At 62.6% G+C, this 13,215-nt stretch carries 12 protein-coding genes; 10 read left to right on the top strand and 2 right to left on the bottom strand.

All coding sequences use genetic code 11. From position 1 onward, the window contains the following. Window positions 1-72: 72 nt before the first annotated feature. The 3 genes from JAB6_RS24355 to JAB6_RS24345 are packed head-to-tail and all read left to right on the top strand — an operon-like array spanning window position 73 to window position 2,680. Window positions 73-795, top strand: coding sequence for a response regulator (locus JAB6_RS24355; RefSeq protein ID WP_034750889.1), 723 nt, complete (start codon window positions 73-75; stop codon window positions 793-795). Beyond that, window positions 792-2,306 carry a sensor histidine kinase gene (locus JAB6_RS24350; RefSeq protein WP_070305191.1) on the top strand — a complete coding sequence of 505 codons (1,515 nt, stop codon included), beginning with the start codon at window positions 792-794 and terminating at the stop codon, window positions 2,304-2,306. The genes JAB6_RS24355 and JAB6_RS24350 overlap by 4 nt, the downstream gene beginning before the upstream one ends. A 23-nt stretch (window positions 2,307-2,329) precedes the next feature. Beyond that, window positions 2,330-2,680 carry a ribonuclease E inhibitor RraB gene (locus tag JAB6_RS24345; protein WP_083292976.1) on the top strand — a complete coding sequence of 117 codons (351 nt, stop codon included), beginning with the start codon at window positions 2,330-2,332 and terminating at the stop codon, window positions 2,678-2,680. Between the two features lie 108 nt (window positions 2,681-2,788). On the opposite strand, the gene JAB6_RS24340 is transcribed toward JAB6_RS24345, so the two are convergent. Both JAB6_RS24340 and JAB6_RS24335 read right to left on the bottom strand, forming a co-directional pair. Then, a complete protein-coding gene (locus JAB6_RS24340) occupies window positions 2,789-4,111 on the bottom strand; it encodes a homoserine dehydrogenase (RefSeq protein ID WP_070305189.1) in 1,323 nt (440 codons plus the stop codon). Window positions 4,112-4,197: 86 nt separating this feature from the next. Continuing rightward, a complete protein-coding gene (locus tag JAB6_RS24335) occupies window positions 4,198-5,427 on the bottom strand; it encodes a pyridoxal phosphate-dependent aminotransferase (protein ID WP_070305187.1) in 1,230 nt (409 codons plus the stop codon). Between the two features lie 423 nt (window positions 5,428-5,850). Here JAB6_RS24335 and JAB6_RS24330 point away from each other — a divergent pair, with 423 nt between their 5' ends. The 7 genes from JAB6_RS24330 to JAB6_RS24300 all read left to right on the top strand — a co-directional run bounded on the left by JAB6_RS24330 (window position 5,851) and on the right by JAB6_RS24300 (window position 13,212). Then, entirely contained in the window at window positions 5,851-6,243 is a 393-nt protein-coding gene (locus tag JAB6_RS24330; RefSeq protein WP_070305185.1) for an Mth938-like domain-containing protein, read from the top strand. Continuing rightward, window positions 6,240-7,913 (top strand): glycosyltransferase family 39 protein, encoded by a 1,674-nt coding sequence (locus JAB6_RS24325; protein ID WP_070305183.1) that lies wholly within the window; start codon window positions 6,240-6,242, stop codon window positions 7,911-7,913. The genes JAB6_RS24330 and JAB6_RS24325 overlap by 4 nt, the downstream gene beginning before the upstream one ends. A 205-nt stretch (window positions 7,914-8,118) precedes the next feature. Then, window positions 8,119-9,255, top strand: a complete 1,137-nt coding sequence (locus tag JAB6_RS24320; protein ID WP_070305181.1) for a DegT/DnrJ/EryC1/StrS aminotransferase family protein — start codon at window positions 8,119-8,121, stop codon at window positions 9,253-9,255. 11 nt (window positions 9,256-9,266) lie between these two features. Next, a complete protein-coding gene (locus tag JAB6_RS24315; RefSeq protein WP_070305259.1) occupies window positions 9,267-10,262 on the top strand; it encodes a glycosyltransferase in 996 nt (331 codons plus the stop codon). After that, a complete protein-coding gene (locus JAB6_RS24310) occupies window positions 10,262-11,179 on the top strand; it encodes a formyltransferase (protein WP_070305179.1) in 918 nt (305 codons plus the stop codon). The genes JAB6_RS24315 and JAB6_RS24310 overlap by 1 nt, the downstream gene beginning before the upstream one ends. 21 nt (window positions 11,180-11,200) lie before the next feature. Further along, window positions 11,201-12,253, top strand: a complete 1,053-nt coding sequence (locus JAB6_RS24305) for a bifunctional UDP-4-keto-pentose/UDP-xylose synthase (RefSeq protein WP_034750441.1) — start codon at window positions 11,201-11,203, stop codon at window positions 12,251-12,253. After that, window positions 12,253-13,212 carry a polysaccharide deacetylase family protein gene (locus tag JAB6_RS24300; protein WP_070305177.1) on the top strand — a complete coding sequence of 320 codons (960 nt, stop codon included), beginning with the start codon at window positions 12,253-12,255 and terminating at the stop codon, window positions 13,210-13,212. The genes JAB6_RS24305 and JAB6_RS24300 overlap by 1 nt, the downstream gene beginning before the upstream one ends. The last annotated feature ends 3 nt before the right edge of the window (window positions 13,213-13,215 follow it).

Below are 13,215 nucleotides of genomic sequence, written 5' to 3'. Positions count from 1 at the left end.
ATTCATTGCGGCCCCTGTCGGCGGCGTGCCGACAGGCTTACACTGCACCAATTCAAACGAATGGCGGAGACCATGCGCATATTATTAGTGGAAGACCATCTGGAGCTGTCGCACTGGCTGGCAAAGGCCCTGCGCGACGCGCACCTGACGGTGGAGACCGCCCACAACGGCGCCGATGCCGACGCCCTGCTGCATACGCAGGAATATTCATTGGTGCTGCTCGACCTGACCCTGCCGAAGATGGATGGCCTGGACGTGCTGCGCCGCCTGCGCGCGCGCGGCGGCACGCGCGGCAAGACTCCCGTCATGATACTCACGGCGCGCGGCGGCCTCGATGAAAAAGTGCAGGGCCTGAACCTGGGTGCCGACGACTACATGGCCAAGCCGTTCGAACTGGCCGAACTCGAAGCGCGCGTAAAAGCCCTGCTGCGCCGCAGCCAGGGCAACGAAGCGCTCGTGCACACGTGCGGCGCGCTCAGTTTCGACACCGTCACGCGCATGTTCAGCTATGCCGGCGCCCCTTTCCCCCTGACGCCGCGCGAACACGCCGTGCTCGAAGCGCTGATCACGCGCTCCGGGCGCGCAGTGTCGAAGGAAAAGCTGTTCGACGAAGTCTTCGCGCTGGCCGACGACGCCAACCTGGACGCCATCGAACTGTATATCCACCGCGTGCGCAAGAAACTCGAGAGCGGCGTCGAAACCGGTTCGCCCGACGGTGCCGTCATCACCACGCTGCGCGGCATCGGCTACCTGCTGCAGCCGCGCAGCGCGATGGCGCCGGCCGCGTCAAAATGAGCGTGCGCGCCCCAAGCCTGCCCCTGTTCGAGCGCCTGCGCCGGCGCTGGGCGCAGGGCCGGCCGCTGGGCAGCCTGCGCAGCCAGCTGCTGCGCTGGCTGCTCATCCCGCTGGTGATGCTGGTGCTGCTCGATGCCGTTTTTGTGTACCGCAACGCGCTCGACGCGGCCGACATGGCCTATGACCGCTCCTTGCTGGCGTCGACGCGGGCGCTGGCCGAAAGAGTCTCCATCGTCAACGGCAAGGTGGTGGCCGAAGTGCCCTACGTGGCGCTCGACAGCTTCGAGACCGACACCCTGGGCCGCATCTACTACAAGGTCACGGGCATCAACGGCGAGCTGGTATCGGGCTATGGCGACTTGCCGCCCGTGCCGAAAAACGTGCCCCGCTCGCAGAATTACCCTGCCCTGGTGCGCTTCTACCACGCCGACTATCACGGCAAGCCGATCCGCATTGCTGCCCTGCTGCAGCCCGTGTATGACGACTCGATGCGCGGCATCACCCTGATCCAGGTGGCCGAAACGCTGGACGCGCGGCGCGGCCTGTCGAACCAGATCCTGTTCGACACCCTGAGCTGGCAGGCGGCGATGATACTGGTGATGGGCGCCCTCGTGTGGTTTGCCGTGCGCCTGGTGCTGCGCCCGCTGATGCGCCTGAAAACGGAAGTCGAGACGCGCACCCTGTCCGACCTGTCCGACGTCGATCCCACGCTGGTGCACAAGGAAATGCGCCCGCTGGTGAGCGCCATGAACGGAGCCATGTCGCGCCTGCAGCAGCTGATCGCCAGCCAGCGCCGCTTCATCGCCGATGCCTCGCACCAGCTGCGCACGCCGTTGACGGTGCTGAAAACCCAGGCCGAACTGGCCATGCGCGAATGCGACCGCCAGGCGGGCGCGCCGCCGGACATCGCCGCCCTGCGCGACATCGTGCGCTCGATCGCCGTCACCACCGATTCGACCGTGCTGCTGGCCAACCGCCTGCTGACCCTCGCGCGCATCGAGCATGGCGGTGAGAATCTGGCCATGGACACCGTCGCGCTGCGCGACATGGCGCAGCAGGTAGGGCTGGAAATGGCCATGGCCGCCGTCGCCAAAAATATCGACCTGTCGCTGGAAGCGCCCGACGAAGCGCCCGTGCATGGCCAGGCCCTGCTGCTGCATGAACTTGTCGCCAATCTGGTCGACAATGCCCTGCGCTACACGCCACCGGGTGGCAGCGTAATCCTGCGCGTGCGCGCGGGCGGCGATGGAAACGAAACGCTGCTGGAAGTGGAAGACAGCGGCGCCGGCATCCCCCCTGTGGAACGCGAACGCGTGTTCACGCCGTTCTACCGGGTCGGCGCGGCGCTCGAAAGCAATCCGGGCGGCGCCGGCCTGGGCCTGGCCATCGTGCGCGACATTGCGGCCCTGCACGGCGCCCGGCTGGAACTGGCGACGGCGGCGAATGGGCATGGATTGAAAGTCGGCGTGTATTTCGCCCCGGCGCCAGTCGGTGCTAAGATCGCGCCCTGAGATTTTAATGAAAGCCCGCAGCCATGATGACCAAAGAAGATGTGACCGAACTGTTTGCCAATATCGCCGAGAATGCGCCGTGGGATTTGTCCCAGCCGCTGCTGTGGGGCTATTACTTCACCAACCCCACCTCCGAACCGCTGGAGCAGGCCGCCACCCTGCTGGCGCTGCAGGGCTACCGCCCGGTGGAACTGTACCAGCCGGAACTCGACGATCCGGCGGCTCCGCCCGTGTGGGTGCTGCACGTGGAAAAAGCCGAAGTGCATGGCGTCGACAGCCTGCATGCGCGCAATGGCGAACTGATGGCGTTTGCGCAGGACAACCAGCTGGCCAGCTATGACGGCATGGACGTGGGCCCCGTCCCCGCGCCTTGATCGGCGTAGGCGCAGGTCGGATCAGGTCCGAAGGGCCGTAATCCGACAACATCACGCATAAAAAAACGGCGCCCGAGGGCGCCGTTTTGCATGGCTCGCTGAAACCGATCAGCTGAGGTTTTCCAGGCGGATCTTGGTGACCGTGCCCACCACGCTGTTCAACGCTTCCATCTTCTCGATGGCGGCCGTGACGTTCTTTTCCTGCGTCTGGTGCGTCAGCATGATGATGTCCGTATGCGTCTCGCCCTCGGCCGGTTCTTTTTGCAGCATGGCGTCGATCGAGATACCGCGTTCGGCCAGGATGCGCGTGAGGTCGGCCAGCACGCCCGGCTGGTCGGCCACGTGCATGCGCAAGTAGTAGCTGGTGGTGATTTCCGACATCGGCAAGATGGCGATATCGGTCATCGCGTTCGGCTGGAACGCCAGGTGCGGCACGCGGTGTTCCGGGTCGGCCGTGGCCAGGCGCGTGATGTCGACCAGGTCGGCGATCACCGACGAAGCGGTCGGCTCGGCGCCCGCGCCGCGGCCCGAGTACAGGCTGGCGCCGACGGCGTCGCCATGCACGAGCACGGCGTTCATGGCACCTTCCACGTTGGCGATCAGGCGCTTGGCGGGGATCAGGGTCGGATGCACGCGCAGCTCGATGCCTTCCACGCCGTTGACGATGGCGCGCTTGGTGATGCCCAGCAGCTTGATGCGGTAGCCCAGTTGCTCGGCGTAGCGGATGTCGACGGCACTGAGGTTGCTGATGCCTTCCACGTAGGCCTTGTCGAACTGCACCGGGATGCCGAAGGCGATGGCCGACATGATGGTGGCCTTGTGCGCGGCGTCGACGCCTTCGATGTCGAAGGTGGGGTCGGCTTCCGCGTAACCGAGTTCCTGCGCCTGTTTCAGCACGGTGGCGAAATCGAGGCCCTTGTCGCGCATTTCGGACAGGATGAAATTGGTGGTGCCGTTGATGATGCCGGCGATCCATTCGATGCGGTTGGCCGTCAAGCCTTCGCGCAGCGCCTTGATGATGGGGATGCCGCCGGCGACGGCCGCTTCGAAGGCCACCATCACGCCCTTGTCCTGGGCGGCGGCAAAGATTTCGTTGCCGTGCACGGCCAGCAGGGCCTTGTTGGCCGTGACCACGTGCTTGCCGTTGGCGATGGCCTGCATCACCAGGGTTTTCGACAGGTCGTAGCCGCCGATCAGTTCGACGACAATGTCGATCTCGGGATCGTTGACGATCAGGTGCGGGTCGTTGACGACCTTGCAGCCGCCGGCGACGAGCGCTTCGGCGCGCGCCACGTCGCGCACGGCGACGGCGACGACTTCAATGCCGCGGCCGGCGCGGCGCTTGATTTCTTCCTGGTTGCGTTTCAGGACGCTGAACGTGCCGTAACCGACATTGCCCAGGCCCAGCAGGCCGATCTTGATGGATTTCATAGTTGTGCTTGACTGCTCATAAGTGGCGCCCCCTTGGGCGGCGCCAGGTTGATCGGTATGGTTGATCGAGATTGCTGCTGGCTGGTTCAGCCCCGGCCGTGACGCTTGCGGTAACCTTCGAGGAAGCGCGCAATGCGTCCCATGGCCTCGGTCAGGTCATCGGAGTTCGGCAGGAAGACGACGCGGAAATGATCGGGCGCGATCCAGTTGAAGCCCGTGCCCTGCACGATCAGGACCTTCGCTTCGGCCAGTAATTCATAAGCAAACTGCTGGTCGTCGGCGATCGGGTAGATCTCCGGATCCAGGCGCGGGAACATGTACAGCGCGGCCTTCGGCTTGACACAGGTGACGCCCGGAATATCGGTCAGCAGCTTGTGCGCCAGATCGCGCTGTTTCAACAGGCGCCCGCCGGGCCCCACCAGGTCTTGTATGCTCTGGTAGCCGCCAAGCGCCGTCTGGATGGCAAACTGCCCCGGCGCGTTGGCGCATAGCCGCATCGAGGCCAGCATGTTGAGGCCCTCGATGTAATCTTTTGCGTGGCGCTTTTCGCCCGAGACCACCATCCAGCCGGAGCGGTAGCCGCAGGAGCGGTAATTCTTCGACAGGCCGTTCATGGTGATGAACAGCACGTCGTCGGCCAGCGAGGCGATCGACACGTGCTCGGCTTCGTCGTACAGCACCTTGTCGTAGATCTCGTCGGCGAAAATGATCAATTGGTGCTGGCGCGCCAGTTCGACGATCTGCAGCAGCACGGAAACCGGATACAGCGCGCCCGTGGGGTTGTTCGGGTTGATGACGACGATGGCTTTCGTTTGCGGCGTGATCTTGCGGCGCATGTCGTCGATGTCGGGGTACCACTCGTTCTGCTCGTCGCACACATAGTGCACGGGATTACCGCCCGACAGGCTGACGGCCGCCGTCCACAGCGGGTAGTCGGGCGCCGGCACCAGCACTTCGTCGCCACTGTTGAGCAGGGCGTTCATCGACATGACGATCAGTTCGGAAGCGCCATTGCCCAGGTAAATGTCATCGATGGTCACGCCGGCGATATTCTTGCCCTGCGTGTAGTGCATGACGGCCTTGCGCGGCGCGAACATGCCTTTCGAATCCGTATAGCCGGCCGCATTCTGCAGATTGAGCATCATGTCGCGCACGATCTCGTCGGGCGGATCGAAGCCGAATACGGCCAGGTTGCCGATATTGAGCTTGGTGATCTTGTGGCCTTCTTCTTCCATTTGCCTGGATTTTTCCAGGACCGGGCCGCGGATGTCGTAGCAGACGTCCGCCAATTTATTCGATTTCTGAATCGGTCGCAAAATAAATCCCTGTCGTGATGCGGCGCGGTGACCAGAACTTGCAGCGTGGCCGCCGCGCCAGAACTATGAACCCGTGAAACTGCGATGCGAAAGACTGCAAGGCGAAAACAACCATTCTCGCCGAAAACAGGGCATTTTATCAAATTAAACATGGCGAACCGCAGCATTTGACGCCGATTCTGCCACGTTGGCGCATCCGGACGACAATCGGGCGGGCGCCATCTTCATCTTCCCTTAATCTTGCAGCATTACCATGGCGCAAGCATGCAGCGCCACTGTGGCGCCGAACATTGCAATCTGGAAAGGATGTTGCTTTTCAGTCGCTCTTTTCTGTCATTTATGGCATGCTTACGCCCTTGGCCGCGGCGCCCAGTTTGGCCGCGCGCGTACCGATCAACCGACACGACCAGCCCCGATATCGCCATGAAACTCCACGCCAGCAGCACCCAACAATACCAGACTGTCACCGGCTATGACGAAAACGGCGTCGAGATCAATGCCCAGCCGTACAACTACAGCCTGATCGTCATGCCGGAAACGCCGCCACGCGCGTGGGAAGTCACCAGTTTCGAAGAATTGACCGAGGCGCATTTCGCGCAAATCCTGGCCGACTCTCCCGACGTGGTCATCCTCGGCACGGGCGAACGCCAGCGCTTCGTGCATCCGAAACTGACGGCCGCGCTGACCATGCGGCGCATCGGCGTCGAATGCATGGATAGCCAGGCCGCCTGCCGCACCTACAATATCCTCATGGGCGAAGGCCGCAAAGTCACGCTGGCCCTGATCCTGGCCCCGGCCGCAGGCAAGGCCGCATGAAAATCAATGTCAACGAACTGCACTCGTCGCGAGTGCTGATGTGGTCCCTGCTGGGCATCTTCATCGTCGTCACCCTGTATGCGCTGGGCGTGCGCACCCTGGTGCCGCCCGACGAGGGCCGCTACGCCGAGATGGCGCGCGAAATGTTCGTCACGGGCGACTGGATCACCACGCGCCTGAACGGCATCAAGTACTTTGAAAAACCGCCGCTGCAAACGTGGATGAATGCGCTGACCTTCGCCGCCTTCGGCCTGGGCGAGTGGCAGGCACGCCTGTGGACTGGCCTGTGCGGCATCATCGGCGTGTGCATGACAGCCTACGCGGGCAAGAAAGTGTTCGGCCCGCGCGTGGGGCTGTATGCGGGCCTGGTGCTGGCGTCGAGCCTGTTCTGGCTCGCTTCGGGCCAGATCAATTCGCTGGACATGGGCCTGTCGGGCATGATGACCCTCACCATGGGCAGCCTGCTGATCGCCCAGCGCGACGACGCCACGGCGATCGAACGGCGCAACTGGATGCTGGCTTGCTGGGCCGCCATGGCGCTGGCCGTGCTGGCCAAGGGCCTGATCGGCATCGTGCTGCCGGGCGCCGTGCTGGTGCTGTATTCGCTGTGTGCGCGCGACTGGCGCATCTGGACGCGTCTGCACCTGGTCAAGGGCTTGCTGGTGTTCTTTGCCGTCGCCACGCCATGGTTCGTGCTGGTCGCCCTGCGCAATCCGGAACAGCCGCATTTCTTCTTCATCCACGAGCATTTCCAGCGCTTCCTGATGAAGGGCCACAAGCGCGAAGGCGCCTGGTACTACTTCCTCGTGCTGCTCATTCCCGGCATCCTGCCATGGATAGGCGTGCTGCCGCAAAGCCTGGCCGCCGCTTTCAAGCGCCAGGAAGGCTCCTTCCAGCCGCGTTTGATGCTGCTGATCTGGGCCGTCTTCATTTTCTTCTTCTTCAGCTATTCGACCTCGAAACTGCCTGGCTATATCGTGCCCATCTTCCCCGCGCTGGCCTTGCTGGTGGCGCTGTACCTGGAATCGGCATCGCGCCGCCAGCGCCTGTTCGCCGCCGGCCTGCTGTGCGTACTGGGCGCGGCCATCCTGATCGGCGGACCGATCGCCTTCAGCAAGGCCAGCGCACGCGACGCGGATGCCCTGGTCGCGCTCAAAGGCTACCAGCCCTGGCTGATGGCGGCCGGTTTCTTCGCCCTGGCCGGCGGCGCCCTGGCCTTGCTGCATGCACGCCAGCTGCGCCGCGACATGACGGTGCTGACGATTGCCGGCGCCGGCTTCCTGGCCACGCACTGCATCCTGGCCGGCTCCGAACTGTATGGCCAGAACCGCGCGGGCACCGACATGCTGCCGCAGATCCAGGCCGAACTGACGGCCGATACCAAGCTCTATTCGGTCGGCATCTATGAACAGTCGCTGACGTATTACCTGCAACGGCCCGTGATCCTCGTCGATTACTGGGATGAGTTTACGTTTGGCCTGAAACAGCAGCCGGAACTGTCCATCCCGAGCATCGAGACTTTCATCACGCAATGGACGAACGATGCTAATGCCGGCGTGCGCGACATGGCCATTATCAGCCTGAACCGTTACAAGGAATTGCAACAACGTGGCGTGCCCATGCGTGTTATCGCCGAAGATGCGCGCCGCATGGTCATTGCCAACAAATAGTGTTTAACTGGGGCGCGAGGCAGCATGGATCGCGCCCCCGGCCAGCTTGCCCCGCCCCCGCAGCGGCAGGATTTTTCACTGCTGAACCGGCTGCGCCGCCATACTGACGATATAAAATAGCCATGCCTGCCGGCCGCGTTTGAGCGCACGGCAGCCTTGGCGACACCGATACCCTGACACCATACCGACCCAAGAGCCGCACCCCATGACCTCTACCCTGCCCTTTTTGCCATTTTCCAAACCCACCATCGACGAAGCGACCATCGCCGCCGTCGGCGAAGTGCTGCGCTCGGGCTGGATCACCAGCGGCCCGAAAGTGCAGGCCTTCGAAGCCCAGCTGTCCGAGTATTTCGGCGGGCGTCCCGTGCGCACCTTCAATTCGGGCACGTGCACCATGGAAATCGCGCTGCGCATCGCCGGCATCGGCCCCGGCGACGAAGTCATCACCACGCCCGTGTCGTGGGTAGCGACGGCCAACGTCATCATCGAAGTGGGCGCCACACCTGTGTTCGCCGACATCGACCCCGTCACGCGCAATATCGACCTCGACAAACTGGAAGCGGCCATCACCCCGCGTACGAAAGCCATCATCCCCGTCTACCTGTCCGGCTTGCCCGTCGACATGGACCGCCTGTACGCGATTGCTGAAAAATACAATCTGCGGGTCGTGGAAGACGCGGCGCAAGCGTTCGGCTCCACGTGGAAGGGCAAGCGCATCGGCGCGTTTGGCGACTTCGTCTCGTTCAGCTTCCAGGCCAACAAGAACATCACCACGGGCGAAGGCGGCTGCCTCGTCCTGAACAACCTGGAAGAAGCGAAGCTGGCCGAGAAATACCGGCTCCAGGGCGTGACGCGCAGCGGCGTCGACGGCATCGATGTCGATGTGCTGGGCGGCAAATACAACATGAGCGACATCATGGCCGCCATCGGCCTGGGCCAGTTCGCCAATATCGACGCCATCACGGCCCACCGCCGCGCGCTGGCGCGCCATTACTTTGAGCAATTCGGCAGCGACTTCGAAGCGCAGAGCGGCGCCCAGCTGCCCGTGCAGGATTTTGAAAACAGCAACTGGCACCTGTTCCAGATTATCCTGCCCGACAACAGCCCCGGCACGCGCGCCGCGTTCATGCAGCAAATGGCACAACAAAACGTGGGAACGGGCTATCATTACGCACCGATCCACCTGTTTACCATGTACCGCGAACGCGGCTTTACCGAGGGCATGTTCCCCGTCTCGGAAAAGATCGGCCGCCTGACCGTGACCTTGCCGATGTTCTACGCCATGACGACACAGGACGTGGAACGCGCCGTCGCCACCGTCAAATCCATTCTCATCAAATGAGCAGCGCGCCGATGAAACCTGAACTGTCCGTTATCATTCCGATCTACAACGAGCAGGATGGCCTGGCCAGCCTGTTCGCCCGCCTGTATCCGGCCCTCGATGCCCTGCAGACGAGCTACGAGATCATCTTCATCAACGATGGCAGCCGCGACAATTCGGTGGCCATCCTGGCGGAACAGTTCCGCCAGCGCCCCGACGTTACGCGCGTCGTCCTGTTCAACGGTAATTATGGCCAGCACATGGCCATCCTGGCCGGTTTTGAAGCGTCGCGCGGGCAGATCATGGTCACGCTCGACGCCGACCTGCAGAATCCGCCCGAAGAAATCGGCAACCTCGTGGCGAAGATGCGCGAAGGCTACGATTACGTGGGCTCGATCCGGCGCAAGCGGCAAGATTCCGCCTGGCGCACGCTGGCGTCGAAGATGATGAACCGGCTGCGCGAGCGCATCACCAACATCAAGATCACGGACCAGGGCAACATGCTGCGCGCGTATGGCCGCAACGTGATCGACCTGGTCAACCAGTGCGCCGAAGTCAACACCTTCGTGCCCGCCCTGGCCTACACGTTTGCCCGCAAGCCCACGGAAATTACCGTCGAGCACGAGGAACGGGCAGCCGGCGAGTCGAAATACTCGCTGTACAGCCTGATCCGCCTCAATTTCGACCTGGTCACGGGCTTTTCGCTGATACCCCTGCAAATCTTTTCGATGCTGGGCATGCTGCTGTCCTTCAGTTCGGCCGTGCTGGTGATTTATCTGCTGGCGCGCCGCTTCCTGTTCGGCGCCGAGGCGCAGGGCGTATTCACCCTGTTCGCCATCGCCTTCTTCCTGATGGGCGTGATCCTGTTCGGCATCGGCCTCGTGGGCGAATACGTGGGACGCATCTTCCAGCAAGTACGCGCCCGCCCCCGCTATGTGGTGCAAACCATCTTGCAGGACGGCATGGCCCAGGCGGAAGCCGAGGCGCCATCGTACGTGCGCCTGGAAAAACGCCAGGTGGGCCGCTGATGGGCGCCCCGCGCGCCGTCGTCTTCGGCTACCACAATGTGGGCGTACGCTGCATCAAGGTGCTGCTGGCCGGCGGCGTCGATATCGCCCTCGTCGTCACGCACGAAGACAGCCCCACGGAAAACCTGTGGTTCGAATCCGTCGCCAGCCTGTGCCAGGCCGAAGGCATCCCCTACATCACGCCATCGGACGCGCGCGCGCCCGAGCTGCTGGCGCAGGTGCGGGGGGCAACACCGGACATGCTGTTCAGCTTTTACTACCGCCACATGCTGCCGGCCAGCATTCTGGAAGTCGCGCCCGCCTACAATATGCACGGTTCACTGCTGCCGCAGTTCCGCGGCCGCGCGCCCGTCAACTGGGCCGTGCTGCATGGCGCCCCGCAAACGGGCGCCACCCTGCATGAAATGACGGTCAAGCCCGATGCCGGCGCCATCGTCGCGCAAACGGCCGTACCCATCCTGCCCGACGACACGGCTTTCGAAGTCTTCGGCAAGGTCACCGTGGCGGCGGAGCAAACCTTGTGGAACGTGCTCCCGGCCTTGCTGGACGGCACGGCGCCGCGGCAGCTCAACGATTTGCGCCAGGGCGGCTACTTTGGCGGACGTACGCCGGAAGACGGCCGCATCGACTGGAAGTTACCGGCGCAGCAGGTCTACAACCTGCACCGGGCCGTCGCGCCGCCCTATCCCGGCGCGTTCACCGAAGTCAACAATGTTATTTACACCATCGAAACAGCCCGTTTAAGCAAGCATTCAGCAGGAAGTTTGCCACCGGGCTTGGCGGTAGTGGATAATTGCATCTTTGGCGTCTGCGGAGACGGCCACATGCTGGCCATTTCCGCGCTGAGGGCTGCCGGGGAGCCGATTTCGGCTCAGCAATTGCAAGCAAGTCTGACCACCCGCGTCAGCACACACTGATATCACACAAGAGAATCTCACATGAAAAAAGTCCTCATCTTAGGCGTCAACGGCTTCATCGGCCACCACCTGTCCAAGCGCATCCTGGAAACCACCGACTGGCATGTCTACGGCATGGACATGAACACGGACCGCATCACGGAATTGCTGGAAGATGACAACTACAAGTCGCGCATGCACTTCTTCGAAGGCGACATCACGATCAACAAGGAATGGGTCGAGTACCACGTCAAGAAGTGCGACGTGATCCTGCCGCTGGTGGCCATCGCCACGCCATCGACCTATGTCAAGCAGCCGCTGCGCGTCTTCGAACTGGACTTCGAAGCCAACCTGCCTATCGTCCGCTCGGCCGCCAAGTACGGCAAGCACTTGGTCTTCCCGTCGACCTCGGAAGTGTATGGCATGTGCCATGACGAGGAATTCGATCCGGAAAACTCGGAACTGATCTGCGGCCCGATCAACAAGCCGCGCTGGATCTATTCGAACGCCAAGCAGCTGATGGACCGCGTGATCTGGGGCTACGGCATGGAAGGCTTGAACTTCACCCTGTTCCGTCCATTCAACTGGATCGGCGCGGGCCTGGACTCGATCCACACGCCAAAAGAAGGCTCATCGCGCGTGGTGACGCAATTCTTCGGCCATATCGTGCGCGGCGAAAACATCTCGCTGGTCGACGGCGGCGCGCAAAAACGCGCGTTCACCTACATCGACGACGGCATCGATGCGCTGATGCGCATCATCGCCAACAAGAACGGCATCGCCAGCGGCAAGATCTACAACATTGGCAATCCGACCAATAACTATTCGATCCGCGACCTGGCCGGCATGATGCTGACCCTGGCCGCCGAGTACCCGGAATACGCCGAAGGCGCGAAACACGTGAACATCGTGGAAACGACTTCGGGCGCCTACTACGGTGCCGGCTACCAGGACGTGCAAAACCGCGTGCCGAAAATCACGAATACCTGCGAAGAGCTGGGCTGGGCACCGACCACCACCATGGCCGATTCCCTGCGCAATATTTTCGACGCCTACCGCAGCCAGGTAGCCCAAGCCAAAGCCCTGATGGATTAATGTTGAGCAAGCCGTTCCTGACCCTGAAAATCGACGTCGATACCTATCGCGGCACCCGTGAAGGCATGGGCAATCTGGTGCGCATACTGGCCGCGCACCAGGCCAAGGCCACCTTTCTGTTCTCGCTGGGCCCAGACCACACGGGCTGGGCCTTGCGGCGCGCCTTGCGGCCCGGCTTTTTCAGCAAGGTGTCGCGCACGTCGGTAGTCGAGCACTACGGCTTGAAAACATTGATGTACGGCACCTTGCTGCCGGGACCCGATATCGGCAAGCAATGCGCGGCGCAATTGCGCGCCGTGCGCGATGCCGGTTTCGAGTGCGGCATCCACACATGGGATCACACCCTGTGGCAAGACAACGTGGCCAAGCGCAACGCCGCCTGGACCATCAACATGATGCGCAAGGCCGCCAACCGCTACGAACAGGTGTTTGGCACCAAGCCGCACACGCACGGCGCGGCCGGCTGGCAAATGAACGTCAGCGCCTTTGTCGAGCACGACACGGCCGGCTACCGCTTTGCCTCCGATGGCCGCGCCATGCTCGACGCGCGCGGCGCCATGGCGCAGCCGTCGCAAGGCCCGCACCGCGTGCGCAACGGCAACACCATCCTGCAATGCGTGCAACTGCCGACCACGCTGCCCACCTTGGACGAACTGCTGGGTTGTGAAATCGACGGCAAACTGATCACCACCGGCAATGTTGCCGCGCATATATTGTCGCTGACAGCGGATAATCCCCGCGATCACGTGTATACCTTGCATGCGGAACTTGAAGGACAGAAACTCGCCCCCATTTTCGAACAACTGCTGGCTGGCTGGAAAGCCCAGGGCTACCGGTTTGCAGCGATGGGCGATTACTATGAAAAGATAAAAGATGCGGACTTGCCCGTTTGCCCCATCACCTGGGATGAGTTGCCCGGGCGTTCGGGACGCCTGATTGTGCAGGGCAAAGCGGCCTGAATG

Origin of the sequence: Janthinobacterium sp. HH104, from assembly GCF_001758715.1 — a bacterium.
Classification (GTDB): Bacteria; Pseudomonadota; Gammaproteobacteria; order Burkholderiales; family Burkholderiaceae_D; genus Janthinobacterium; species Janthinobacterium aestuarii.
This window is presented reverse-complemented; position numbering and strand designations above follow the sequence as displayed.

Excerpts from the sequence above, each read along its gene's own strand:
- JAB6_RS24320 (WP_070305181.1), top strand. The coding sequence starts at position 8,119 with ATGACCTCTACCCTGCCCTTTTTGCCATTTTCCAAACCCACCATCGAC.
- JAB6_RS24305 (WP_034750441.1), top strand. The coding sequence starts at position 11,201 with ATGAAAAAAGTCCTCATCTTAGGCGTCAACGGCTTCATCGGCCACCAC.
- JAB6_RS24300 (WP_070305177.1), top strand. The coding sequence starts at position 12,253 with ATGTTGAGCAAGCCGTTCCTGACCCTGAAAATCGACGTCGATACCTAT.
- JAB6_RS24325 (WP_070305183.1), top strand. The coding sequence starts at position 6,240 with ATGAAAATCAATGTCAACGAACTGCACTCGTCGCGAGTGCTGATGTGG.
- JAB6_RS24340 (WP_070305189.1), bottom strand. The coding sequence starts at position 4,111 with ATGAAATCCATCAAGATCGGCCTGCTGGGCCTGGGCAATGTCGGTTAC.
- JAB6_RS24345 (WP_083292976.1), top strand. The coding sequence starts at position 2,330 with ATGATGACCAAAGAAGATGTGACCGAACTGTTTGCCAATATCGCCGAG.
- JAB6_RS24310 (WP_070305179.1), top strand. The coding sequence starts at position 10,262 with ATGGGCGCCCCGCGCGCCGTCGTCTTCGGCTACCACAATGTGGGCGTA.
- JAB6_RS24355 (WP_034750889.1), top strand. The coding sequence starts at position 73 with ATGCGCATATTATTAGTGGAAGACCATCTGGAGCTGTCGCACTGGCTG.
- JAB6_RS24315 (WP_070305259.1), top strand. The coding sequence starts at position 9,267 with ATGAAACCTGAACTGTCCGTTATCATTCCGATCTACAACGAGCAGGAT.
- JAB6_RS24330 (WP_070305185.1), top strand. The coding sequence starts at position 5,851 with ATGAAACTCCACGCCAGCAGCACCCAACAATACCAGACTGTCACCGGC.
- JAB6_RS24350 (WP_070305191.1), top strand. The coding sequence starts at position 792 with ATGAGCGTGCGCGCCCCAAGCCTGCCCCTGTTCGAGCGCCTGCGCCGG.